Source organism: Amycolatopsis sp. NPDC049868 (assembly GCF_044461365.1).
Lineage (GTDB): Bacteria > Actinomycetota > Actinomycetes > Mycobacteriales > Pseudonocardiaceae > Amycolatopsis.
This window is the reverse complement of the sequence record NZ_JBITKV010000005.1, coordinates 299794-324148: the sequence shown is the minus strand read 5'-3', so window position 1 is coordinate 324148 and position 24355 is coordinate 299794. Positions and strand designations below refer to the sequence as shown.

Sequence of the window (24355 nt, the reverse complement as noted above, 5' to 3'; positions counted from 1 at the left end):
TCACGCCCTGCCCTCCGGCCGCGCGATCGACGGCGGCGGGGTGATCCGGACATCGCTTTCGTCGTCTTCCTCATCCGTCGTGCTGCTGGCCTTCATCGCGAGCTTCAGTGCCTCCACAGTGGACAGAGCGGACCAGTGCCGCCCTGCCTCGTCCGGCTCCCTCGGCGGCTCGCGATCGACCGGTGCTTCGGGTTCGGCGGCGGGCCGCCGCGCCGGTGGCTGCCCGGGCAGGGGCAGCTTCACCCGTTCCGCCTCGGCCTTGGGCACCAGGAAGTACACCCCGTCCGGCACGGTCACCACGCGGTGCCTGGTCCCGGTGCCGAACCGGCGGTCGAGCACGTTTCCCTGCTCGCGTGCCACCGAAAGGTCGTACCGGGCGGTCGCCCGGTACCGGTAGTAGGTTCCGCTGTGGGTCACGGTTTCTTCCCGGTTTCCGGTGCCGGTGGTCTGCGCGGCCGTGCTCTTCTTCGCGGTCGCGGCGATGCCGGGGGTACCGCCGGTGGTACCGGGGCCGGTGGCGCCCTGCACGGTCCCGCCGAGCGAGAGGTTGCCGGTCGTGGTGGCCTGGTTCGCGGTACCGGTCTCGGTCGTGATCTTCGTAGCCTGCTCGGTGGTCAGCTCCACCGCGCCGAGCAACTCCGGCGAAACCACCTCGAGTCTCATCCCGAACCGGTAGCCGGTCGTGGTGGCCAGGTCGTTGTCGACGACCGTCTGGCCGATACCGTCGAGCAACCGGCCGAAGTTGCCGATCCGCAGGTCCTCGTCGGTGAACACGGCCGTCTTCTGCCCGCCGTGCCCGCCTTCGGCCACCAGTTTCGTGATCCCGCCGGCGCGGAAGAAGGCGACGTCGTTCGCCGAATCGGTGATCAGGCGCCGCAGTTCGGCGGCCAGTTCGGGGCCACCGGGCATCGCCTGCGCGAGCACCTTCGCACCGCGCAGGTCGACGGCGCCGGGGTGGCTCACCACGGCGTCGGCCGCCTCGGTGGTGGGACAGAGCTCCTCAGGCACCAGCAGCGAGGCCGTACCGTCACGCAGGGTCGTGCCGTCCACCCGTTTGCCGTCGCGGAAGATCTCCACGAGGTATTCGACCGGCACCTCGAACCGGACGGACCGGCCGCCGCCCTTGATCTTGTCCGTGTTCTTGACCGTGTGGCTCGTGCTGTCGGTACCGCTGGTCTGTGCCCCGGCGAGCAGGCCGCCCGCGGGCACGCCGCCGACCGCCGAAGCCGGGTCGGCCTGCACCTTCGGCGCCATCGCGTCGAGGGTGGCGGCGATGATCGAGTTCTTGGTCTTCGAGGTGGCGTGCGCGGACGAGCCCTCGGCCGCGCTGTCGGTGGTGATCCGCTCCGACCCGGTCGACCGCGCGTTCGCGGTGTCCAGTCTCGCCCCGACCCGGATCTCCAGTTGCCGCAGGCCCCGCCAGGTGGAGCGGTGCACGACCACCGACTGCCCGGCCGCCGCCGCCCGGCGCAGCGCGGCCTTGACGTCACTCGGCGAGAACGCCGCCCGCAGCACGGGGATCGCTCCTGTCGGCGCCCCGGTCTCCCGCGAGTACGGGGCGAACTCCGGTGCGTGCAGGTTCAGCAGCCGTTGTGCCTCGGGCAGGATCCGGGTGGCCGGGCTCACCTCGTCCACCGCGGCGTTCCCGAGCGATTTCCCGGCGGCCAGGTGCTCAGGGAGATACCAGACCTTGCTGTCCACAGTGGACACGGATGGCCCTGGAACCGGGAGGTTCGCTTTTTCCGCGCGGTCCTTCGGCATCCAGTACTCGACGCCTTCCGGAAGCACGACCGCGATCCGGTGGGTCGCCGGGTGGCCGTCCGCGCCGAGGCCGTCCTGCCAGGAGTACGCGGTGACCTGGTACACCGCGTCCGCACGGTACTTCAGATGCGTTCCGGACCGCTTGATCGTCGACGTGTTCTTCCCGCTGACACTGTCCGAACCGCTGTCCTCGCCGCCGGCACCCTTACGCACGCCCGCGGACACGCCCACCCCGGCCTGCGCGTAGCCCTCGACGCCCCAGGACTTGGTGTGCCCGGATTCGGTGCCTGCCGACGAGGTGTGCCGCGTTTCCGAGGTGACGCCCTCGCCGTCGCCGACCAGTTTCGGGTGGCGCAACTCCAGTTCCACCCGCACCGCGTCGGTCCGCCGGTGCACCGCGCCCGGCGCGAGCAGCTGGAGATCGAGGCCACCGTTGAGCATCCGGTCGAACCGCGCCTGTGCCACCGACCTCGGCAACGTGAGCTCGGTCAGCCCGCGCCGCGCGCCGGCCCCCTTCCTGGCCACCGCGAGTGCCTGCGCGATCGCGGCGTCGACCTGGCCCACGTGGTCCAGCCTGCCGGGCAGCGCACTGCCCGGCGGCAGGCTGACCGCGCCGGTCGGGGACAGCGTGTCACTCGCGGCGGGGATCGCGGTGAAGGTCAATGGCAGGCAGTCCGATTCGGGAAGCACCATGCGGACCGCGCCGGGGACGTACTCGCCTTTGGCGCGACCCCCTTCGGCCAGCGCGACCTCGAAGGTGGCCGGGTAGGTCACCGCCACGCCTGGTCCGGAGTAGATGAGCTTGTGTACCGAGCCGGCCGCGGCCGAGTTCGCCGAACTGTCGGCGTCCTGCCACTTGGCCGCGCCACCGAGGGTGAGCCCGGCGAGCAGACCGGGTTTGTCGCGGTCCAACCCGATCTTGACGGCGGCTTCCAGCCCGGCTCCGCGATTGCTGCTCTTGGTGTCCTTGCTCTCCACGGAACCGGTGCTGCCGGTGCTGCTCGCGATCTCGACGGTGCCGACCCGGCGGGCGACCGGGCGTTCGCGGAGGTAGGCCTTGACGGTCAGGGTCAGGTTCCGCCCGGCGACCGAGATCGGCACCCGCAGACCGTCGTGCAGCTGTTCGTAGGAGTCACGCAGGTTCACCACGGACAGCGCCTCGGCGAGCTGGGCCTTGACAGTGCCGAGCGGTGTCTTCCGGTCCACGAAGAAGTCGTCGAGCAGCTCGGTCGCCTTACCGGCGACTTGCCCCAGCCCCGTCACACTGTCCACAGCGGACAGTGCGACCGCGGTGCCGCCGTCCGGCGCGGCCGGCGGGTCGAGCGGCTTGGTCTCCGATACGACAGCGGCGTCTTCGCCACGTAGCGAGGCTTCGAATTCAGCGGCCTGCCACGACGGCACCCGGACGTAAACCTGGCCTTGATGCGTTTCCCGGTAGTCGAGTCCGGTGCCTTCGACGGCGTATTCGGTGTCCACCCGGTACAGCACGGTGTCGCCGTCGTATTTCAGCGTGGTCTTCGCCGTTCCCTCGATCGCCGCCGCGGTGGTGAGGCTCCTGGCCGGGCCGGCGGAGGCGGACGCGGAGGCGGCGATCTTCACCTCTCCCGACGGGATCTTCACTCCTGGCGCGCCGTAGGAAACGGCCACGCCGACCTCCGCGCCGAACGCGCCGGCGTGTGCCGTCTTGTCCTTGTGGGTGCCGCCCACGCTCTGTTCCAAGGTCAGCACCCCGGTCCCGACACGCTGGAAATGCGTGGGCCTGGACCGCACCGCGACCCCTGCGATGCCGTCGGTCGCGGTGAGCACTCCGCCGAGCAGCTGCCCGCCGTGCGTGGCCGGGGTGTCCACGGAGAACCGGTCGGTGATCGCCCGGTGCAGCGGTGATCCGGGAACGATCCCGGGCTGGTCCAGCAATGCGTCCCGGATCGCGGTGAGCCCGACGGCGTCCTCCACCACACCGAAGACGTGGTGTATCGCGTCCGGGGCGGTGACGGCCTGGCGGTCCGCGGTCACCGATGACGCCTCGCCCGGATAACGCACTCGCAGCGCCGACGGCAGTTCGGTCGGGTGAGTCCGGCCTTCGACCGAGATGTCGAGCACGGCGTCCACGTCGAAGCCCGTTCCCCCGGTGCCGGTGACGGATCGCGCGATCTCGGTGGTGTGGGTGGTGGCCTGTTGGCCGGTCCGTTCGTCGATCGGCTTCAGCGTGGGCTTGACGGTGAGGAAATGCCCGTCCGCCACCGCCGAGGTCACCGCCACCGCCGCGGAAAGCGGGTTGACGACGCTGGTGGCCGACGTGGTGGCGGTCGTGCTGACGGTGCCTGTCACGGCGGCCGTCGGTGCCTCGGCCCCGACCGGGGCGGCCTGGGTACCGGTGACCCGAAGGCGCATCCGCGCCGGAGTGTCGCCGACGGCAAGCTGCTCGCCCGCCAGGATTCTGCGCATCGCTCCGGCCGGTCCGTGCTGCTCGACCAGGGTCACGATCGCTTGGCGGGCCTGCTTTTCCACGGCCGACGGCAGGCCGTCGGCCATCGCGTCGAGAAGTGCGGCGGTGATGGCGTCCGGATCGCTCACCGGGTGGCCGAGAACCCGTTCGACGTGGCCTGTCCCGAGCAGTCCCTGGTTCAGGTAATCCGGCGCCGAGGCGGGCCGTGTATCCGATACCGGCGCCTGCGGTGTTTCGGCGGCCGGTGCCTGCCCGGCCTCGGTGGCCCAGAAGTGGGCGGCCTTCCTCTCGTTCACGGTGCGGACGAGCACCACCTCGTCGCCGTCGCCGATCGAGGTGACCGAACCATCCCCGTTGACCAGCGACAGCCGCAACCCGTACCGGTCGGCCACGGCCTGCACGGCGAGGTCACCGACGACCGAGGTGTAGTAGCCGGAATCGGTCCGAATGGCCGTCGCCGCCTCGGCCAGGGTCATCGCGGTCTGCCCTTCGTCCGGGGTCAGCAGCAACCGGTAGCGGTCCGCTTCGGGATCGGTCGCGTTTTCCACCCGGTCGGCGATCTCGTGCCGGATCCGCTCCGAGGTCGCGCCACCGAGCCGCTCGGCCGCGGTCACCTCGAGCGCGTGGAAGAGACATCTCCCGTCGGCCGGAACCCAGCGTTCCCGGCGGCCGAGGCGACCGAGTTCCGTGTGCTGCCTCTCGCTGAGCTCGTAGCCGGTCTTCTGTGGCGCGGGACGGGCGGCGGGCAGTCGGTATCCGTCCAGGAAGTCCAGGTACCGCGCAATCGTGTCGCGGGCGGCGAGGATCGACTTCGCCTCCGCGTCGGTGAGGACGTAGACGTGGTCCGGTTTGGCGGGACTACCGGCGAACAGCGCGGAGATCCGGCTGGTCAGCGGCGCGGGAAGCCGGGCCTCGTCGTTCTCCCTTCCGTAGTGGGCATGCAGTTTCTGGCGGAGCCCCTGCACGGTGTCGAACGCGGTGCGCAGCTCGGCGGCCTGATCGCGCTTCAGCACACCGAGATCGCCAAGGGTCCGCAGCCGGTCGGCGGTGTTCGACCGGCCGAGCTGGCCCTCACTCGCGCCGAGCCAGCGGGTACCGAGGGTGAGCGGGCGCAGCAAGGCTTCCTTGACGTCGAACTTGCCCTTGATGTCCATTGTGGACTTCGCGGATGGGATGAGATCACCGAGAGCCTGCTGCGCCTTGCCGGGGGACAACCTCTCGTGCGGCTCGCGGAACCGGTCGAACACCGAGGCGTCGGTGCCGGGCAGGTCGACCGGAACCATCCTGGCGTCGAAGCCGATGCCGAAGTTCGGCAGACCGGGCTCAGCGGTGACCAGTGAGTGCTCCGCCAGCCATTCCGGACGGGCCGATTTGTGCGTCGGCAGCCACAGCGGGTCGGCCTGGAACAGCACCGGCTCGGTGCCGGGCGGCAGGGACGCGTTCAGGCGCTCCCTGGCCAGGTTGAGGACATCGCAGGTCAGGTTCTGCAGCAGGTGCAGCCGATGGTGGCCCGGCGAGTCGTCCTCGACGTCACCGATGATCGCGAAATCGAGATCGCTCGCGGGCGCCAGTTCCTTACGGCCGTACCCGCCGAGGGCGACCACGGCCCACGGGTGCGCGGGCGCCCCGGCGATCCGGACGGCGGTGGCCAGTGCCTTGTGCACCACCTCGTCCGCATGGGCGACGATCAGCCCGGTGATATCGGCGGGGGCTACCCGCTGCGCCTGCCATCGGGCCACCGTCTCCCGCAGCGACGCCAGGTTCCCGGCGAGCTCGACGGCCACCGTGGGAATCTCGGAGACGATCCGGTCGGCGAGCGCGGGGTCGGTGGCGATCTCCTCCGGGAGCCCGTCGACGATGCGCCTTAGGACCTCGCGCTCCCCACTGGAGAACGTGTGGCCCCGCGCCATTCGGTCCAGCAGGACCTGCCCGTCCCGGTTCGGGCGGGCGGGTGGCACGGGTCCCAGCGATTCCTCCGGTGACCGGAACCCGTGCTTCGGCAGGTCCAGCGGGGTCTGCACCGGGGATTTCGGATCGGTCAGTACCGAGTGGCTCCCGTCGGGCAGGTGTACCTGGCTGGTCATCGTCTGCTCGATCCGCCACAGGTGCCGGGGCAGCAGCGTCGGCGCGTGGTGCACCTGCTGCCCCATCAGCCCGGCGTCCTCGATCACCGCGTTCAGCGGTTCGCGCCCGCCCGGCAACGGTTTGCCGTCGCTGTTGAAGATTCGTTTCCAGCGCCCGGAGTCCCGGTACTCGTCCGGCAGGCCGAAGTAGTGCGCGATCTCGTGTGCCAGCACGTTCTTCGGCGTTGCGGTGCCCCATTCCACCTGGTTGGCGTTCTCGGTTCCGGTCAGTTTCACCGTGGTGTGCGCGTCGGTCTCGGTGAATTCCACCCGGACATGGAACTGGTCGCCCGATGGAAGGCGATATCCCTTGTTCAGCAAGGAATCCACACCCGCAAGCGCCTTCGCCCGCGCGTCCGCCAGTGCCTGGGGCGAGATCCCGTCTCCCGGTGCGAGGTGGACCTTGAGCGTGTACTCCTGGACCCAGCGGCCCGGCTCGACCTCCATCCGCCGCACGTCGTAGCGGACCAGGCCGGGAATGAAGTCCAGCTTCTTCGGGGTGCTGGACCGGAGGATGTCCCGCGCCTCGTAGTCCACCGTGCGGACCGGAGCCCTGTCTCGCAGCGACTCCCAGAGCGAAGGTGGAAGCGGATTCTTCGGCTGGGCCCAGTCCGCGGTGGCCGACTCGCTGTGTTGCCAGGACATGTCGTTCCTTGGCGGAGCCGACCGGCCCTGCGGGGCCTGCTCGTCGAACATTTTCGCGAGTTCGTCGAGTTTGGCTTGGTACTCGGCGGAGTACCGGAAATGACGGCCGTCCTCGCTACGGGCCAGTTGACCCTCGTGCGCGGTGAAATGCCGGTTGAAATGCGGTGGGCCGGACTTGGTTTCCCCGTTCTTGTCGCGGAACCCGCTGAATTCCGTGTACGAGGAGAAATCCGCCTGGTAGTACTGGTGGAACTCTTCGAACAGCTTCCGGGCGTGACCCGGCGGGCGCTCGGGATCGAGCTCGTCGGCCAGATCGGAGATGAACCGGAACGCCTCCTCGCGGGCGCGTTCGACGTCCTCCTGCTTGTTCGCCTTGAAATAGGCGCCGAACGGATCCGAATCGACGATCCGCCGGGCGGCCAGGAAATCCCGGTCGCTGTGCCACAGCCCCCGGTACCGGTCCATCATTTCCACGGCCAGCTTGTGCTCGGGCTCCCGGTCGTGCCGGGCCTTGCTGTTGCCGAACTGGTTCTTCGAGTTGTTCTTCTCGATATCGTGGAACAGGATCGCCTTCGCCAGCGCGTCCACCGGGATGAATCGTTCGTCGTGGTTCTCCCGCTCGGTGAGTTCCAGGTACTGGCCGAGCACCATCTGCGCGTGCTCGTAGAAGGTGTTGACCCCCTTCTTGCCCGCATCCGTCGCGCTCCGGTTCGGTTCCAGCTGCGGCTGGGTGCAGACCTCGTCGAACTTGCGGCCCAGTTCCGGGAACTCGCTGAGCAACTGGTCGACCAGGACGGCACTGTGATTCCCGCGCCGCAGGGTTTCCGAGAGCCTCAGCCCGGCCTCCTGCTGCCGGAGCCGGTTCGCTTCGCGTTCGGCGTTCCACCGGTGGAAATCGTTGGGAAACGGAGTGTCGCCGATATTGAAATCGATCTTCATCCGGGCGTAGTCGGCGGCGAGCAGGCCGCCGATCGCAGCCTGGGTGGCGACGTCCGGAACCTTCGCCATCAATGCGGCCACCGCGCCCGGGTCCACCGGGGTGAAGGTGAAGCCCGCCAGCGCTTCCCTTGCCCGGCTACCGACCTCGGTCGCCACGGAGTCCGCCAGATTCGCCCGCGCGTCCGCGTCGACCACGGCCAGCATCGGATGGTCGCGCAGCACCGACCGGTACGAGTTCTCCAGTTGCGGCAGAACCTCTTCGTCGATCTTCCGCCGCAGCGCGTCCGGGCCGACGGTGAGCAGATCCTGTGTGGTGAAGGCACGGGAAGCGGGTTCGATGATGGCGTCGAGTGCCTTCCCGGTCAGCACCTCGTGCAAGCCGTGCCTATCGATCTTCAGCGTGCTCGCCGACACCGCGTCCGGTATCGCGGTGCGAAGTCGCCCCCGCAACTCGCCCGGCAGCGTGGCCAGCCGCTCCCAGAACTCGCCGTGCTTACCGGCCAGATCACCGGCGTGACCGGCGAGGGCACCCATGCGCTTCTCGATTTCACGCACGAGTTCCTGCCGGAGCTTCCCGGCCAGTTCCTCGCGAGAAGTTCTGTCCAGCACCTGCAGATCGGGGTGCCCGGCCACCGCCTTGGCGAAGTCCTCGCCGACCGTGTGGAGTACCACCTCCCCGAGCTTCTTCTTCCCCTTCTTGCTCATCGCCTCGTTGGACAGCAGGCTTTTCAGTACCTCGGGCTTCTTGGCTTGGTTGAACTCCCCGTTGAACGCCTTCTTAAGCGAGTTGAACGCTTTCGAGGTGGCGGATTCGAGCGTCCCGTCCAGCGCCAGCCGAACGCCGGGGACGTCGGCGGCGAAGTGCGGCGCGGCGCCCAGGTGTTCTTCGAGCAGTGGCCCGCCGGTGCGCAGGATCTCGTCGTCGACGCGCTTGACCGTGGCGGACATCGGCTCGCGGGAGTTGAGGAACTGGTTGAGCCGCTTCTTGCGTTCCTCGAAACCGGTGTCGCGGTCCGGATGGCCCTGGCTGCCGGGCAACCCCTCGATATCCGGGTCGATCAGCGCGGTACCACCGTCTTTCCCGGAGAGCTGGCTCCAGGTGAGGTGGAACTCGCGTAGTTCGTCGGCCATTCTGAGCAGGGCCGGGGCGCTGTTCTGGAACCCGGCGCCCCCGCCGGCCTTGTTCCAGGTGAACCACGGGTCGTAGTCCCGGCCGAGCACATCGGTGTCCGCCATCGGCATGCCGAGCCGCTCGTACAGCTTGCCGACCGGCTTGAGCCTGCCACCCTCGCTCGCCGGCACCGGGGCGATGCTCTCCGGATCGGTCACATAGGTGACCAGGGAACCGTCGACCGCCGCGTTCGCGAGTTCGAGCAGGTGCCCTCGGCCGTCCGTGCCCACCCGGATGCCGAACTGGTTGGCGTCGCCGGTCCAGTCCACGTTCGTCGATTTCGTGGGGTCCGCTTTTCCGGTGTCCTCGTGCAGCGCGCCCTCGGTGACCTGCCGGTAGGTGTCGAGCGGCACCAGATAGGACCGCAGCATCGGCTGGTGCCCGGCGTTGGCGGGGTCCAGTTCGTACTTCTTCAGCCACTGGATCGCCCGCAGCGGGCGGCCCGCCCCGGTCCACATCGGGGCCAGGTTGCCTTCCTTGTTAAGGCCCGGCGACATGGTGATCTTGCCGTTCGCGTCCTGCCGGACGTCCTTGTAATCGGACCTTCCCAGAGCCTGCCCGTCGGTCACCTCGACCGCGCTCGGATTGACGACCGCGGTGTACACCCGCACGAAGTGTTCGCCCGCGATCGTCTCGATCTCGAACTCGCCGCGGTGGATCGGGTCCGGCCGGGCATAGTCGGGTACCGGTTTCCGGCTCGGTCCCGGATACGCGACACCCGGTCGTCCAATGTGGACATCCTCGCGGGTCGCCAGGAACCGGCCGTCCGCGGTCCGCACCACGTGCACCGGTTCGCCGGCGATCGGGCCGTGCGCGGTGAACTCCCCGTTCGGTTGCAGCACATGGACCCTGGCGTTGGCGGCGTTGGCGATCTCCTCCAGCGAATCCCCGTGCGGCAGGGTGCTTTCCCCGGAGGTCGGGACGAGCGTCTGCGCGACGGCGTGCCGGAACCTCGTCAACGAGTCGTCACCGGGCACGTGAACCGTAACCGCGCCGTGGATGTCCAGCTTCTCCTGCTGGACCTTCGGCAGTGCCTCCACCGGCGAGGGCGCGGAACGCGCGGGCGGCGGCGGGGCCCAGAGCAGCGGATCGGTGTTCTCGGTTCCGTCCTTCGTCCCGTGCACGTAGTCGGCCAGCGGGAAGTCATCCAGGAGCCGGGCGCGAACGCTCTCCGGAATACGGACCTCGACCGCCTGCGCGTTCTTGATCTCGACGGCGGAGATCGCCTGTACGGAGTTCCTTTCCACGTCCGTGACCAGGTCGAGCGTCGCATGCCAGGCCGCCTCCCGCTGCGGTTCCGGCAGCCGGTTGATCGTCCGCGCGGCCGGCGCCAGGAGCAGGTAGCCCGGCCGCGCCGCGAGCTCGCGGTGCAGGCTGGTCACCGCGCCCTTGACCGCGTCCAGCACGGTCCGCTCGTCGAACGCGGCCCCCCTTGCCGACCCACCGAGCCAGCTCTGCGACGACTCCACGTGCACGACCGTGTCCGGCACCTGGGGGAACCGGTCCTTGGTGATACCCAGCTGATGGGCGAGTTCGGTGTAGGTGAACATATGCGGACCGGTCCGGAAGATCGTGTCGTCCTTGACGTTCTCCTTCAGGTTGACCCGATGTTTCGTCGCGTCCGACGCGTTCTCGAGCCCGAACAGTTCCAGCCTGCTCTTGCCGAGGTTGGCGCCGATGAGGTCGAGGTACCGGCGCACCGCGGTGGTACCGGCCGCGGCCACCAGCGCGGAGTTGGTGATCCGGCCGTCCCGGTCCCTGGACAGGCCGAAGCCCAGCTTGTCGTCGGCGATCTGCTCGACATTGGCGGACAGCGGGGACCGCTCGCCGGGTTTCGGCGGCTGGACGGTGTTGTCGCCATCGGTGTAGATCCCGCCGAAGCGGTTCAGAATCTCCAGCCGGATCAGGTCACTCGCACTCGCCCAGCCCGCAGGGTTGCCTCTGGCGCGCTCGGTGCGAACCTCGGCGTCGAACAGCATCGGGTTGTGCGCGTTGAACACCTCGTCCAGGTTCACCAGGCGGACGTTGTGCTGCCCGGCCCAGTGCGCCATTTCGGCCACGTCGCGCTGGCGCGGAGTCCGATCCGCTTCCGCTGTGTTCCGCGCCTGTTCGATGTCCTGGCGCGAGACGTCCGTCCACACCACGAAATCGAAGTCCGGGTGGTGCCGTGCCGACGACGCGATGTTCTCCCGGAACTCCCGCCGCGCGCCGCCGTCGTCGAACAGCGCACCGCCCATCCAGATGCTGTGCACCAGATGCGGCACCTTCTGGTTTTTGACTCCCCATCCGCTGTTCCGGCCGACCCGCGCACCCTCGGTCACCCGGCCCTGGTGCTCGGTCAGCCGATCGGGCCGCATGGCCGACCTGTCCGGCTCCGGTTCGAGCAGATCCAGCTTCCGGAAGAAATCGACGCGTTTACCCGCATGCAGCTTCGTGTAGTCGTACTTGCCGAGGAATTCCGGCGCCTCGGGCGCCCGGCGAACGCCGAACGGGTCCTTGCCCAGCTTCGGGTGGTCCGGTGTGGGCTGCTTGCCGAGGGCTTCGGTGATCTCCTGCGCCGAGAGCGCCGGGCCCGAGCGGGGGCCGTAGTTCGACGGCGGCGGCGTGGCGGGCGGCGGAGCGGGGCGGGCCGACGGCAGCACCGTTGGCGAGTACTGCTGGTGGTTCGATGAGGAGACGGTCGGGTGATAGGTGACCGACCGGTTGTTCTCACCGGTGGTCGTCGCCGGCGGGAGCAGGCCGACCAGTTCGGCGGTCCGCTGCGCCCAGATCCGGTACCCGGTGATCTGGCTGGGGTCGGTGACCTGGGTAGGCGGTTTCTTGGTGCTCGGCCGCTGCCCACCGGGCACGTCCGCCATGCTGCGCCACTCGAAGGTCACCGCACGGCCCGGGTCGGTGGCCTTGGGCATCTTGCCGATCGCTTCCCCGGTCAGCGTGGAGACCAGGTCCTTGCCGTGCTCGCGTACCTCAGCGAGGATCATGTCCACTTTGGACTTTCCGGTCTCGGACAGGTGCTGCTTGGCCGCCTCCACCTCGGCGCCGAGAATGTCCTTGCCCAACTTGATCTTCTTGAGCAGATCGGTGACCGTCTCGTCCGGACGCGTTTTCTTCCCGTTGAGGTCTTCCAGGACCGCTTTCCTGACCTGATCGACCCACGGGGTGGCGTTCTCGTCCAGCTTGGCGTTCGGGAACAGCACCGTGGACGGGTCCGCGATCGAATCCAGCCAGGCGTGCGCGGTCAGCCGGTTCGATTCCTTGAAGTTGCCGGGATACAACGGCCTATCGGCCGGAATGGACGCCTTGAGATCAGCCACATGCTGCTTCCACAGGTCCTTTTCCGAGGCGGAAAGCCCCTGCCACAGGCCGTGGAAATCCCGGCGGACCATGAAGTGGTGATACGGCTTCTGCTGCACCGTGCCCGGCGGGAGCAGCCCGAAACCCTGTTCGTCCAGGGTCAGGTAGAGATGCGCGAGGCCGGCCAGCCCCTTCACATTCCCCTTGGTGTCACCGGGGATCACGATCCCGTCGAATTCGGCGATCCGCGCCTTGAGATCGGCTTGCAGGTCGTGCGTACCTTTCCTGACCTCCCTGCCGAAACCGGTGTTCGCGATCTCCTTGAGCACGTCCGGCAACGCGGACAGCGAGCTGTCGAAGGTGGCCTGCGGCCGCACCTGGAAGGCGATATCGATCGATTCGTTCGGCTTGCCGACCTTGAGGGCAGGCTGATCGGGCTTGTCCGCGATCGGCCTCGGCTTCCCGGCGCTCTTCAGCTGATCCCGGTAGGTGTCCCACACCGTGGTGATGTCGACCTGGCCGCCGCCGCGGACCAGCTGGTCCGCGAGGATCGTGGTGAACGTGGTGATGCGATCCAGCACGGCCTGGTGGTTGTGTGTGCCGACCGGCTGGGTCACGTATTCCAGCACGGTGGACTGGCCGATCGCGTTGCCGTCGGTGCCCAGCCATTTCGTCGACGCCGCGTCTCGGTTGTCGACGGTGAGCTCCCACAGGATGTGGTCTCTGCCGTCGCTGCCCCGGACGACGTCCTTCAGCACGGTGGTCTTCGGCTTCGCGTCGCCGGTGCCGGTGTGCACCGAAAGGAAGGTCTGGAATTCGAGGCCGACCCCGGGTTTCGTCCAGTCCGGGGCGAGCGTGTCCAGCGCCTGGGTGGTAACGATATCGATCGTCGGCACCGGTGTGGGGTTGACGGGCGCCGATTCGGTACTCGTGGCCGGTGGCGTGTTGTGGCTCGACGGGCCGGAGTGTGCCACCACGGTGGGCTGGTGGCTGGTTTCCCGCGGTGACGGCGGGGCCGGCCGGCTCATCGGCGGCACGGACCTCGGGATCGGTGTGTCCGATGTGGACGGAGCGATCGGCGGCGGTGTGGTGGTGGTAGTGGCGGTGGTGGACACCGGCACCGGAGTCGGCTGCGGAGCCGGGTGGCCGGACTGCGGTTCGACGAACACCGGCGGCGGCGTGACCGCGGGCACGGGCGTAGACGCGGCCAGCTGCGAGCCATGCGACGGGCTCTGCGGACCGGCCTTGTCGGGACCGTCCAGCGCCGGGATGCCCAGCGGGGCAGGCTGCGTTGCGGGCTGGCTGGTCGCCACGGGTTGCGCGGTGGCCGGGGTGTGCGTGTTCGAAGCGGACGTCGTAGCCGTCGAGGCCGGTGTGACCGGCTGCGCGGGTTCCGCATGCTGAGTACGGACCGGCTGCGGAACCGGTTCAGTCCGCGCGTGGGTGACCGGGGACTGCGCGGGCTGATGGCCCGGCTGTGATTGCGTTGTCGGCGACTGGACCGGCTGAGGCTTGGCCGAGGAGGCCTGCTGCTGGGGCTCGGGCTGCGGGACCGTCGGCTTCGGCTGCACGGCCTTGGCCGGCTCTGGTGTCACTACGGGCTTGACCGGTTCCGTGGACACCGGCTGAGTCTTCGGCTGGCCGGCCTTCGGCGGCGCCGGTGCGGGCTCGCTCTTCGAGGAGGCCGGCCGCTCGGCCTGCTTCGGTGCTGTCGAAGGCGTCGTGACCGGTTGTACCGGCGCCGGTGGTGGCGTGGTGGTGGTGGTGGTGTCCGCCTTACCGCCTTGGTCCGATGTGGACTGGACTGGCTGCGCGCTCGCCGTCCGGGTGACGGGATCCCTGGTCGGCTTCCCGTCGGCTTCGGCCACCGGCGAGTCGGTCATCGACGGCATCTTCGACAGGTCCAGGTGGTCGACACCGTCGATCTGCGTGGCGGCGATCTTGTTCGTCCCTGCCTGCGTGCCGCCACCCTTTTTCTTCCTCCCGCCTGCCCCGTCGACCGCGCCCTCGATCGCGCCCGCGGACGCGGCGGCCGGGTTGAGGCCGTTCCAATTCCCCTGCACGACCCCGCTGACCTGCTCGGTCAGCCATTCGTGGAGGCCGCCCTTCACCATCTCGCCCGGGATCGACCGGGCGAACTTCGGCGCGAACTTGCTCGCGGCCGCGCCGAGGCCGAAACCGATCACCCCACCGATGGCGCCGGTGATCGCGGCACCCTTGGTCAGGTCGGTATCCCATTTCGTACGATCGCCCTTGAGCATCTGGATGCCCTGGATCGCCGCGTCCATCCCGACCTGGAAGACGATGCCGAACAGCACCGCCTTGATCAGGTTCTTCAGCACGGCCTGCACGGAGATCCGGGCCGCGGCCTGCATCGCGGGAATGGTGGCGGTGGACGCGCCGAAGGTCCAGAACGCGTTCGCGAGCGCCCAGACGATCTGCATCGCCAGCATGATCAGTGTCCCGATGATCATGTACTTGGCGTATTCGACCTGGAGCGCGGTCTCCCTGGCCAGGTCACCGAGCTGCTTCGCGGTGGCCGCGACGTCCGGCACCTGCTGTTTGAAGGCTTCGGTGAACTTCCGGAACTCCTCGGACGCGGTGCCCTGCAACGCGCCGAGCACCGCGGCGGTGACCGAGTCGACCTCGTTCCGCACCGCGGTGAGTTCCCTCGACGCCTCATCCCAGGCGACGGCCAGAACGCGGAGCTTGTCCTCGTCGCCCTGCGGCCACTCGTCACCGCAGACGATCTGCACCAGCCAGTGCAGCTCCGAGGGGATCTGGACACCCATCAGGCCCCCCTGGCCCGTTTCGTCACCTGTTCCGCCGATGCCACGGCGCCCTGTTCGGTACGCCGGAACCCCTTGGCCATGGTGTTCACCCCATCCCCCATGCTGCGAACGACCTCCCCCATTTCCCTCATGGCCCGCAGGACGTCCTTGCTGTTCTTGTCGTAGTTCTTCTCGAACGCCTTACCGGTTTCGTCGGCGCCCCAGCAGTTCCCGGCCGACAACGTGGCGTTGTGCAGGGTGTTGTAGATCCGGTCCAACCGGGCGGCCAGGCTCTCCGCGTCGCTCGCGGTCTTGCCAAGCCGTTCGGTGTCGACACCGAACGGCCCGCTCATCACCACCACCGCTTTTCGCCGTCGGCCCGCTCGCGCTCGCTTCGTTCGTCCGTCTCCTGTGGACGGACGAACCGCGGATCGTCCTCGACCAGCTTGCGCACGTCCTCGGTCATCGGCGGGTGCTCCGGCAGCGCGCCGACGGCGAGGTCCCGGAACTCCTTGGGCAGGTGCGGTTTCAGCACCGTTTCCCGTTCCGCCGCCGCCCGCTGCCGCGCGTCGGCGATGGTGGCGAGCAGGACGGTGGCCAGCTCGGCGGGCGCCATCCGCCGGTACGCCGTGGTGGGGAAGCCGAGGTCGGTGATCTCACCCTGCGCGCCGACGGTCACCGCGACCGCGCGGCCGGGCGCGGTGGCGGTCACCGAAATCTCCTTGAGCTTGCGCTGCATCTCGGACAGCTGGTCGCGCTGACGCCGGTAGTCGGCGAGCAGGTCGCCGATCCGTTCGTCGTAGGACGAAGTCATGAAATCTCCTTGACGGCACGGGAAGGAAGGTCCCGGCGCTGTCGGCTGCTGGTTCCGGCCGGCGCTTGCAATGGCCGGGGTCGTGAGTGATGGAGAGCGTTGGAACGGGCCGGTATTTGCCTACCCAGGTCCGAGCAGGGCGAATGTGACGTGTCGTCGAGGGGGCGCTCGGGTCCCGGAGCTTGATCAACGGAGGATTAGGGACACTCAACGTCCCCGATCCTCCGTTGATCAAGCTCGTACGGCCCGGTTTGCTGCCGAGTGGGGAAGATTCCGGACACTGAACGTCCCAAATCCTCCCCACTCGCCGCCATCGGCTCCATCTGATGTCCTTTATGGACCCCCGCGGCCGGTTCCACCGCCTTCGCCTTACCCCTCAACAGCTCCGGCGGGTCGCTTGACGGTCCGCTCTAGTCGCGCCGTCCGATCACGCCCGGTGGGGCATCCGGGTTGGCGCCCCACACGTCCTCGTCCTCCCGCAGCCAGGTGGTCCGCTCCCGTTCCCGCTCACCCTGCCCGGCCGCACCCGGCGCTCCGCCCATCGGCATCCCGCCGACACCGGATCCGCCCTTGCCGGTACCCGCCCCCGCCTTACCGCCCTGATCGTGGGCACCGGCACCGGAAGCTCCGGCACCGTAGGGTTTGACACCGGCGCCACTCAGCGACGCTCCCCCGGCGCCGTACGGTTTGACGCCACCGGCGCCCTTGCCGCCGGGATAGGGCGACAGACCGCCGCCTTTTCCACCCGCGTAAGGCGTCAGACCGACCGGCATCCCGCCGGGCACAGGACCGCCGCCGCCACCAGGCTGGTACGGCGCGAGCCCACCGCCGAGCGGCGTGGTCGCTCCGCCACCGGGATGGATGGCAGGGGCCGCACCGGCGAGGCCGGTGCCCGGGTCGTACGGATCCGGTTTGAGCCCGAGGTCACGGGGGCTCAACGGGGCGGGCAGGCCACCGGCGCCACCACCGGGATACGGGCTGGGCCCGTCGGCACCCGGATACGGGGCCGGTCCGCCGCCGCCGGGGAACGGACTGGGCCCGTCACCGGGGCCGCCGCCGAAACCGGGGAAATTCTGCGGATTTCCTCCGCCACCCGGCATCGGAGGAAGTGACGGCGGGGTGATCCCGTCGGGGCCGCCTCCTGGCGGGGGCTTGATCTCGTCGGGTGACTTGGGCACCGGGGCTTCGAAGTCCCGGACCTTGACCGAGTATTCCCCGGCCAAATCCTTGATCACCTTCCGCATGTCCTGGTCGAGCAGCTTGACGACCTCGGGCTTCGCGGACACCTGGATCAGCCCGTTCGCCATTTTCGGCGCGCCGAGCTTGACCGCCTGCTCGGCGTACCACAGGTCGATCTTTTCGAGCTGGTACTGCGCGGCGTTCAGCTTGTTACCGGCATCCACAATGGACTGGGGCAGGGATCCGGAGCCGCCGAACGGCGGCTTGTTCACCCGCTCGACATGGGCGTCGAAGACCTTGCCGTAGTAGTCCATGGCATTGCGGAAGCCCTCTGCGGCCGGGCCCTTCCACGGTCCGTCCGGCCCGGCGATGGCCTTCGAGTGCACCTGCACGGTATCCCGGCACAACTCGAACACCCGAGCCAGCTTGGCGAACTTGTTCCCCGCGTCGAAGAAGGACGCGGGATTGGCGTTGGCCGCCTTGGCCGCTTCGCCACCGTGCTCCTCGGAGCCGCCGTTGACCGCCGCCTTGATCTGTTTCCATGTCCAGGAGTCGTAATCGCCCCCGGTGGGGACGTCCTTCGACTGCACCATTTTCTCGCGCCAATCCTGTTTCTACGCCCCGCCGCCGGGAGCCCCGCCCCCGCCGGGCATCCCCCGCCCGAACGCCTGCATCAGCTGGGCGACGTCCCCGGCGCCCTTCGAGTTGAGTTCCTCGGTCGTCTTGTATTTGGTGGCCAGCTCGTCGATGCCGGAAATGAGCTTCTCGAAGGCGGTGCCCACTTTGGTGAGCGTGGTGACGTATTCCCTCTTCAACCCGCCTTCACCATCGGCCCCCACGGCCACCGCCCTGATCTTGTGGCCGTGCTGGAAGTTGCCCGCCTTGATATCGATCGACCCGATATCCTTCAGCGCTTCCTTGAGCGTCGGCAGGAGCTGTTGGATGGCCCGGCTGAAATGTTTGAGGGCCATGTCGTCCACCGACACCTGACCCTTACCGCCCTCGGACTTGTACACCGGCGGGACGGGCAGCGCGCCGCCGTCCTCCGGTTTGCGATCCGCCGGCCGGTCGCCGAAACCGTTGTAGTGGCCGCTCTTTTCGAAGTCGCCCTTGGCCTTGTTCGCCGCGGCGTTGCTGTTGGCGTTGGCCATGGCGATGCCTTCAACGGTCACGGCCTACCTCCTCCCGACGCCGATGCTGCTCCACATGTCCGAGCCCTGGCTTTCGGCCTTGCCGTAGCTCGTCATGATCTCGGCGAGCGCCTGGCGGGCCTGCGCGAGCAGGACGGGCATCTGTGCCGCGGAGGCGTCCCACTTCGCCTTGCACTGCTGATAGGAGGCCTTCGCGTCACTCTGCCATTCGGCGAGGTTCTTCTCGGTGTTGCTCTCCAGCGTGCTGAGCATGGTCTTGATCTGCTTGTCCACGCCCTCCATCTGCCCGAGGACACCCTGCACGCGGCCGAAGTCGATGGTGTACTGCGCCATGTCGATGGTTCTCCCTGATCGGTTCTCGATTTCTGACTACAGGCCGGGCAGGCCGGGCATCGCGCTGCCCGCCATGTCGACCGCGCTCTGCTCGGTCTTGACGTAGGACTTCGTGTTGCCGTGCAAAGCTTCCAGCATCGTGCCGAGCTCCTTGACGATGTTCTGGTACTCGCGGCACCAGGCGTTCATCGAGGACTTGAACCGGACGGAAGCGTCCCCGGTCCACGCCACGTTCAACTGCTGGATGTTGTTCTGCATGTTGTTCTGTGTGGTGTTGGACGTGCTCAACGCGGCCTCGAATTCACCGGCCGCCTTCTGCATCGCCGGTGTGGAGACCGAAGTGGGCGACGTCATGGTGTTCCCCTCTCTGGCGAGATCCCGGTCTCGCACAAGTTCTTGTCGACGCAGGACAGAACGTCGAATCTGCCGATCAGCGTGCGATAGCGCGGTTAACGGCCGGTCAACGTCGGATCAACGGCCTCGGCGAGGCCGAAGGTCTGGTTCTCACAGTCGATGTAGGCCGCCAGGAGCGGCTCGATGACCGGGGCGGGCGGCAGCAGACGACGCTCGTCGGCGGTGGCGTACCCCCACAGCCAGGGCTGCATCCACGAGACGAGTTCGGGCGGGGTGGATCCGCGGATCTCGGCCTCGGCGGCGGCGTACCGCGCGGCACTCACGTGGCGCAGGATGACGGGGAAGAGGTGCTGTTCCTCGGCGTCGATGTGCTCGACGAGCAGGTCGCGCTGTTCGGCCAGGAGTGCCGCGAGCCGCGACGCGTGGCGTGCCGGGTCCTCCGCGAAGCGCGTGGCAGTCAGGTCAGCGGCGTCCTGGAGCCGGTCGAGCACCTCGTGTTCGCCGATATACGGGGAAAGGTCGACGGCCTGGCCCGCCGCGTCGGCGATCACGGGCCAGAGCCGGTCGTCCTCGTTGCGGTGATGGTGGCGCACGGCGGCGTTGTACCGGTGGACGTACCTGGTCACGGCGCCGGCGCGGGTGAACGACATCGTCGCCGCACCGGCGCCGGACAGCAGAGCGGCCAAGCGGGTGATATCACCGCGGATGGCGCGGTGGCTCAGGCGAATGCCGGTGAGGTCGGGCAGCGCGGACGCCGTGTCCGTCGGGGCGGAGTCGTTCGTCATGCCGTTCACCGTGCGTGGCCGCGGCCAATGCGGGCTCAACGGCTGATCAACACCGCGTTCGGGCTTCGCAGAAGGGTACCCAGGCGCTGCAGGCCGTCCACGGTGGTGAAGGACTCCCCGGTGGCGTCCGCCGCGCGCATGACCGGCGTCATGATCGTCACGCCGGGCTGCCCGGAGCTGAGCGCCGCGTACAGGCGCGCGACGTACCGGGCGACGCTCGCCGGGCTGTCCGGGTTCTGCTCGTCTCCCGCGAAGAGTTCGGCCGTGCGCATCGCGCGCTCGGCCTCCTCCGGCCGGTCCGTCGCCCACAGCACCAGTGCCAGCAGTTTGCCCGACAGGTGGCGGCGGAAGGCATCGTCCACCTCGGCGGCGCAGGCGAGCGCCGCACGCAGATCCGTCTCCGCCGTGTAGTGCCGCGCCGAGAGGAAGGCGAGCCAGGCACGGATGTGCAAGGCCCTGGCCCGGTACCCCGGATCCCCCTGCACCCTGGCCCGCTCGGCGGCGGCCCCCGCGATCCTGCTGATCTCCAGGTAGTGGGCCCGGCCCATGAAGTGTCCGCTGACCCCGATGACACCGAGCAGCTCGACGGCCGTGCGCAACGCTTGCGGCCCGCACCGCAACAGTTGCCCCACCGTGGCGGTCAGCAGCGCGTGCTCGGTGCCGAACCACTCCCGCGCCTCATTGGCCCCGGTGAACTCCACACCCGCGTGTCGCACCGAACGCAACCACGCACGCGGCGGCTCTCCCGGTACGACGGCTCGCACGGCTCGCACCACGCCGGCCATCAGCAGCTCCGCCACGCGCACGAGTGCCGCCTCGCGTTCCGCGGGGCTCTCCACCTGTTCGGAACGGTGGCGGGCGTACAGGCGCAGCAGGTCGTGGAAGCGGTAGCGCTCCGGTACGTGCGATTCGAGCATGGCGGCGTCCACCAGCGTCTCGGCGAGGGCTTCCGCGGTGCGTTCGTCCGTGTCCAGCAGGGCCGCCGCCACCGGCAAGGGGACGTCCGGCGAGTCGGAGAGGGCGAGCAGCCTGAAGGCGCGGGCGGCCTCGGGAGTCAGTGCTTCGTAGCCGAGACGGAAGGCCGGCGCGACGGCCAGATCACCGACGCGGAGCTCGTCGAGCCGGGCGTGCTCGTCGCGCAGCCGCTGGTCGAGCGAGACGATGCTGCGGCCGGGGCGACCGGCGAGCCGGGACGCCGCGATCCGCACCGCGAGCGGGAGCCGCCCGCAGGCCGCCACCAGGGACCGCGCGGCCGCTGGTTCGGCGTCCACCCGCTCGGCGCCGACGATCGCGACGAGCAGCGCCAGCGCCTCCGGCTCGGGTGGTACGTCGAGATCGAAGCGGTGCGCGCCCGGGAGCGCCAGGTCACGGGCGCGACTGGTCACCAGGACGGCGGATCCGGCGGTTCCCGGCAGCAGCGGGCGGATCTGCTCCGCGTCGCGTGCGTTGTCGAGGACGAGCAGCATCCGCCGGTCCGCGAGGAGGCTGCGGTAGAGCGCCGCCCGCCCCGCGAGGCCGAGCGGGATCCGGTCGGACGGTGTGCCCAAGGCGGTCAGGAGGTCCGCGAGAACACCGGCCGGGTCGGCCGTCCCCAGATCCACGTGAAGCCGCCCGTCGGGGAATACTCCGGCCAGCGCGTGCGCCACGTGGATGGCGACGGTGGTCTTGCCGACGCCCGCGGTGCCGCTGACGGTGCACACCGTGACCGCGTGGCCCGCGCTGCCGTCGGTGAGGGCGGCGCGGATCGCGTCGACTGTCGCGGCGCGGCCGGTGAAGTCGGCGATGTCGGCCGGAAGCTGCTGGAGGAGCGGCCGAGCCGAGGGCACGGGCGCCGGCCCGTCGGCCCCGTCGTCGGACTGAGCGTCCACTGTGGACATCAGCAGCTCGGGGTCGGCGGCGAGGATCCGCCGCTGCAGCTCGGCGAGTGCGGCCGAGGGTTCGACCCCGAGTTCGGTACGCAGCGCCTGCCGTGCGGCACGGTGGACCGCCAGCGCCTCGGCTTGGCGCCCGCAGCGGTAGAGGGCGAGCATGAGCAGTTCGCTCAGGCGCTCACGCAGCGGGAACTCCGCGACCATCGCCTGCAGTTCCGGTACCGACTGGGCGTGCCGCCCCAGTTCGAGGGCGTGGCCGAGCAGGGCCTCGCGCACGGTCGTGCGCATCTCCTCCAAGCGGTCTCGCTCGCGCTGTGCCCAGGGGCCGGGCACACCGGCGAGTGCGCCTCCACGCCACCGCGCCAGCGCCCCGGCGAGCCGGTCGTGCGTCGCGCGGACACCGCCGCTCCGGTCGGCCGCCTCCTGCTCGAACAGGACGGCGTCGACCTCGATATCCCCTGCCCGCAGCGCGTACCCGCCCGGCACGGACGGCAGTACGTCACTGCTTTCCCCAGCGCACCGACCCGGTTCGAGGTCGGTCCGGAGCCGGGAGATGTAGGTGACGACCGTGCGATGCGCGGTACGCGGCGGATCCTCGCCCCACAGGCCGTCGACCAGCTCGGCCATCGAGACGGCTCGGCCCTCGCGCAGCAACAACATCGCGAGAACGGCCTGCTGCTGAGGGGAACCCACGTTGAGCGGCTCATCGCCGGATCGGGCGGCCACGGGCCCGAGCAGTTGAAAACGGGGCCTGCCCCGCCGGACACGCACTTGCAGTTCCTCGTTCCGTTTCTCTCCCACGGACTCAGCTCGCGGAAACGGGTTCGCCGAGCCGGAGCAGGTTCGCCACCTGGTGGCATTTCGCCCACGCTTCCTCTGGCCGGTCGCCGATCACGCCGGTGAGTTCGAGCGCCAGCTCGCGGGCCGGTAGCGCCGTGCGCCCGTTGCCCGTGCGGTGCGCCAGTGCCCAGCCGAGGAGGTCGCGCAGCGCGACCTCCTCGGCCGGACTGTCCGCCGCACGCGCGGCGGACACGCCGAGGCCGTACAACTCGGGCCAGGGATACGGCCGCACCCGCACGTAGGAGTACCAGTGCAGGGCACGGGCGACCGCGATCACATCGTGGTGCCAGCGGGCGCGTGCCGCGTACCGGATCGCCGGGATCCAGTTGCCCGCCTCGGCGTCCAGCCAGCACTCGGCTTCCTCGCAGGTGCGCAGGGGGAACGAGGCGGGCTCGCCGCACAGCTCGGCCGGTTCGGCCCGTCGCCACACGTCGAACAGCAATCCCGCACGGGTCGCGGTGTGCACCAGCCACGAGTTCACGCGGTCGGTGGCCGCCCGCCGCGACGGCGGATGTTCCTCGTCCCGGAACCGTTCGGCGGCGAACTCCCGCAGCAGTCCGTGGAACTCGTACCGGTCGCCGACGCGCCGCACCAGACTCGCGTCGGCCAGCGTCATCAGCAGGTGCTCCGCGCCGCCCGGTTCGATCCCGGCGGCCACCGCGGCCAGTGCCGGGGTGAAGTCCGCGCCCGGGATGACCGACAGGTGCCGGAAGACCAGCCGGGTTCGCTCGTCGAGCTGGCGGTAGGACAACGCGAAGGCGGTCCGGACCTGAAGAGGTCCCGCGGCCAGCAAGGAGAGCCGTCGCTCGTCGGCCAGCATCGCGGCCAGATCCTTCAGCGACCACTGTGGGCTCACCGCGAGCCGGTGACCGGCGAGCCGCAGGGCCATCGGCAGATTTCCGCACAGCCGAGCGACTTCCGCGGCCGCGCCGGGTTCGCCGTGCACCCGCCGCGTACCGGCGATCCGCGCCAGCAGGGCCACCGAATCGCCGGTGCTCAACACGGTCAGCACCCTCCGGTGGCCCGCGTCGAGTTCGGACAGCGCCCGCCTGCCCGCCACCAGCACGAGGCATCGGGCGGTGCCGGGTAGCAGCGCCCGGACCTGGTCCGCGTCCAGCGCGTTGTCCAGCACGATCAGCGCCCGTTTGCCGTCGAGCAGCGACCGGTAGTGCCGCACCCGCTCGGCGAGCGGCCCGCGGATCTCGGCCTCGGGTACCTCCAGCAGGCGCAGTAACCGGTCCAGCGCTTGCGCCGAGGTCAGCGGTTCCTCCATACCGCGCAGATCGAGGAAGAACCGGCCGTCCGGGAACAGGTCCGCCACCGCGTTCGCGGCGGCGACGAGCAGGCTGCTCTTGCCGATGCCCGGCAGGCCGGAGATCGCGGCGACCGGAACCTCCGCGGCCCCCTGCGCGACCAATTCGGCGAACCCGCGAAGCCCGGCGAGTTCGGTGCCGCGACCGACCAGTTCCCCGGACGGGTTCGGCTTCGACGGTCCGGCCGCGGCCCGGCGACGGCCGCGGCGGGCCGCGTCGAGGAACTCCGTCCGCACCCGACCTTCGAGCCGCAGCGCGTCGGCCAGTGCCTCCACCGACCGACGCTGCGGACCGCGGGCCCTGCCGCGTTCGATGTCGCCGATCCCCCGAACGCTCAAGCCCGACGCTTCGGCCAGTTCCTCCTGTGTGAGCCCGGTGGTCTGCCGGTGCCTCAGCAGCAACTCGCCGAGCGCCGCTTCTTTCCCCCACTGCATGGTGCCCCTCATTTGTCTTGTCCCGGCGCCCTTGAAACCCCCAGCGGCGTGACATCACACAGTGTTAGGCCCGACCCCCCGTTTTGCCTCACGGTATGGACCGCAATACTTAACGAGCACCCCGGATTAAC

10 protein-coding genes are annotated in these 24355 nt (G+C 69.4%); all 10 read right to left on the bottom strand.

Going from position 1 to position 24355, the window contains the following annotated elements; translation table 11 throughout:
- Positions 1–15171 carry a putative nucleotidyltransferase substrate binding domain-containing protein gene (locus ACIBTM_RS23165; protein WP_395879154.1) on the bottom strand — a complete coding sequence of 5057 codons (15171 nt, stop codon included), beginning with the start codon at positions 15169–15171 and terminating at the stop codon, positions 1–3.
- On the bottom strand, positions 15171–15503 hold the full coding sequence (locus ACIBTM_RS23160; RefSeq protein WP_395879153.1) for a WXG100 family type VII secretion target: 333 nt from the start codon (positions 15501–15503) through the stop codon (positions 15171–15173). Before ACIBTM_RS23160 ends, ACIBTM_RS23165 begins: the two co-directional genes overlap by 1 nt.
- Positions 15503–15964 carry a YbaB/EbfC family nucleoid-associated protein gene (locus ACIBTM_RS23155; RefSeq protein WP_395879152.1) on the bottom strand — a complete coding sequence of 154 codons (462 nt, stop codon included), beginning with the start codon at positions 15962–15964 and terminating at the stop codon, positions 15503–15505. The genes ACIBTM_RS23160 and ACIBTM_RS23155 overlap by 1 nt, the downstream gene beginning before the upstream one ends.
- Before the next feature lie 410 nt (positions 15965–16374).
- Entirely contained in the window at positions 16375–17736 is a 1362-nt protein-coding gene (locus ACIBTM_RS23150; protein ID WP_395879151.1) for a hypothetical protein, read from the bottom strand.
- A 21-nt stretch (positions 17737–17757) separates the two neighbouring features.
- The gene (locus ACIBTM_RS23145; protein WP_395879150.1) at positions 17758–18294 is read right to left on the bottom strand and encodes a hypothetical protein; all 537 of its coding nucleotides are present in this window, start codon (positions 18292–18294) and stop codon (positions 17758–17760) included.
- A gap of 24 nt (positions 18295–18318) precedes the next feature.
- Complete coding sequence (locus tag ACIBTM_RS23140) at positions 18319–18627, bottom strand: WXG100 family type VII secretion target (RefSeq protein ID WP_395879149.1); 309 nt, start codon at positions 18625–18627, stop codon at positions 18319–18321.
- Between the two features lie 36 nt (positions 18628–18663).
- A complete protein-coding gene (locus ACIBTM_RS23135) occupies positions 18664–18981 on the bottom strand; it encodes a WXG100 family type VII secretion target (RefSeq protein WP_395879148.1) in 318 nt (105 codons plus the stop codon).
- Positions 18982–19076: 95 nt separating this feature from the next.
- The gene (locus ACIBTM_RS23130) at positions 19077–19766 is read right to left on the bottom strand and encodes a hemerythrin domain-containing protein (RefSeq protein WP_395879147.1); all 690 of its coding nucleotides are present in this window, start codon (positions 19764–19766) and stop codon (positions 19077–19079) included.
- A gap of 35 nt (positions 19767–19801) precedes the next feature.
- A complete protein-coding gene (locus tag ACIBTM_RS23125) occupies positions 19802–22438 on the bottom strand; it encodes an AfsR/SARP family transcriptional regulator (RefSeq protein WP_395879146.1) in 2637 nt (878 codons plus the stop codon).
- A 4-nt stretch (positions 22439–22442) separates the two neighbouring features.
- A complete protein-coding gene (locus ACIBTM_RS23120) occupies positions 22443–24224 on the bottom strand; it encodes a helix-turn-helix domain-containing protein (protein ID WP_395879145.1) in 1782 nt (593 codons plus the stop codon).
- Positions 24225–24355 lie beyond the last annotated feature (131 nt).

Excerpts from the sequence above, each read along its gene's own strand:
- ACIBTM_RS23165 (WP_395879154.1), bottom strand. The coding sequence starts at position 15,171 with ATGGGTGTCCAGATCCCCTCGGAGCTGCACTGGCTGGTGCAGATCGTC.
- ACIBTM_RS23160 (WP_395879153.1), bottom strand. The coding sequence starts at position 15,503 with ATGAGCGGGCCGTTCGGTGTCGACACCGAACGGCTTGGCAAGACCGCG.
- ACIBTM_RS23155 (WP_395879152.1), bottom strand. The coding sequence starts at position 15,964 with ATGACTTCGTCCTACGACGAACGGATCGGCGACCTGCTCGCCGACTAC.
- ACIBTM_RS23150 (WP_395879151.1), bottom strand. The coding sequence starts at position 17,736 with ATGGTGCAGTCGAAGGACGTCCCCACCGGGGGCGATTACGACTCCTGG.
- ACIBTM_RS23145 (WP_395879150.1), bottom strand. The coding sequence starts at position 18,294 with ATGGCCAACGCCAACAGCAACGCCGCGGCGAACAAGGCCAAGGGCGAC.
- ACIBTM_RS23140 (WP_395879149.1), bottom strand. The coding sequence starts at position 18,627 with ATGGCGCAGTACACCATCGACTTCGGCCGCGTGCAGGGTGTCCTCGGG.
- ACIBTM_RS23135 (WP_395879148.1), bottom strand. The coding sequence starts at position 18,981 with ATGACGTCGCCCACTTCGGTCTCCACACCGGCGATGCAGAAGGCGGCC.
- ACIBTM_RS23130 (WP_395879147.1), bottom strand. The coding sequence starts at position 19,766 with ATGACGAACGACTCCGCCCCGACGGACACGGCGTCCGCGCTGCCCGAC.
- ACIBTM_RS23120 (WP_395879145.1), bottom strand. The coding sequence starts at position 24,224 with ATGCAGTGGGGGAAAGAAGCGGCGCTCGGCGAGTTGCTGCTGAGGCAC.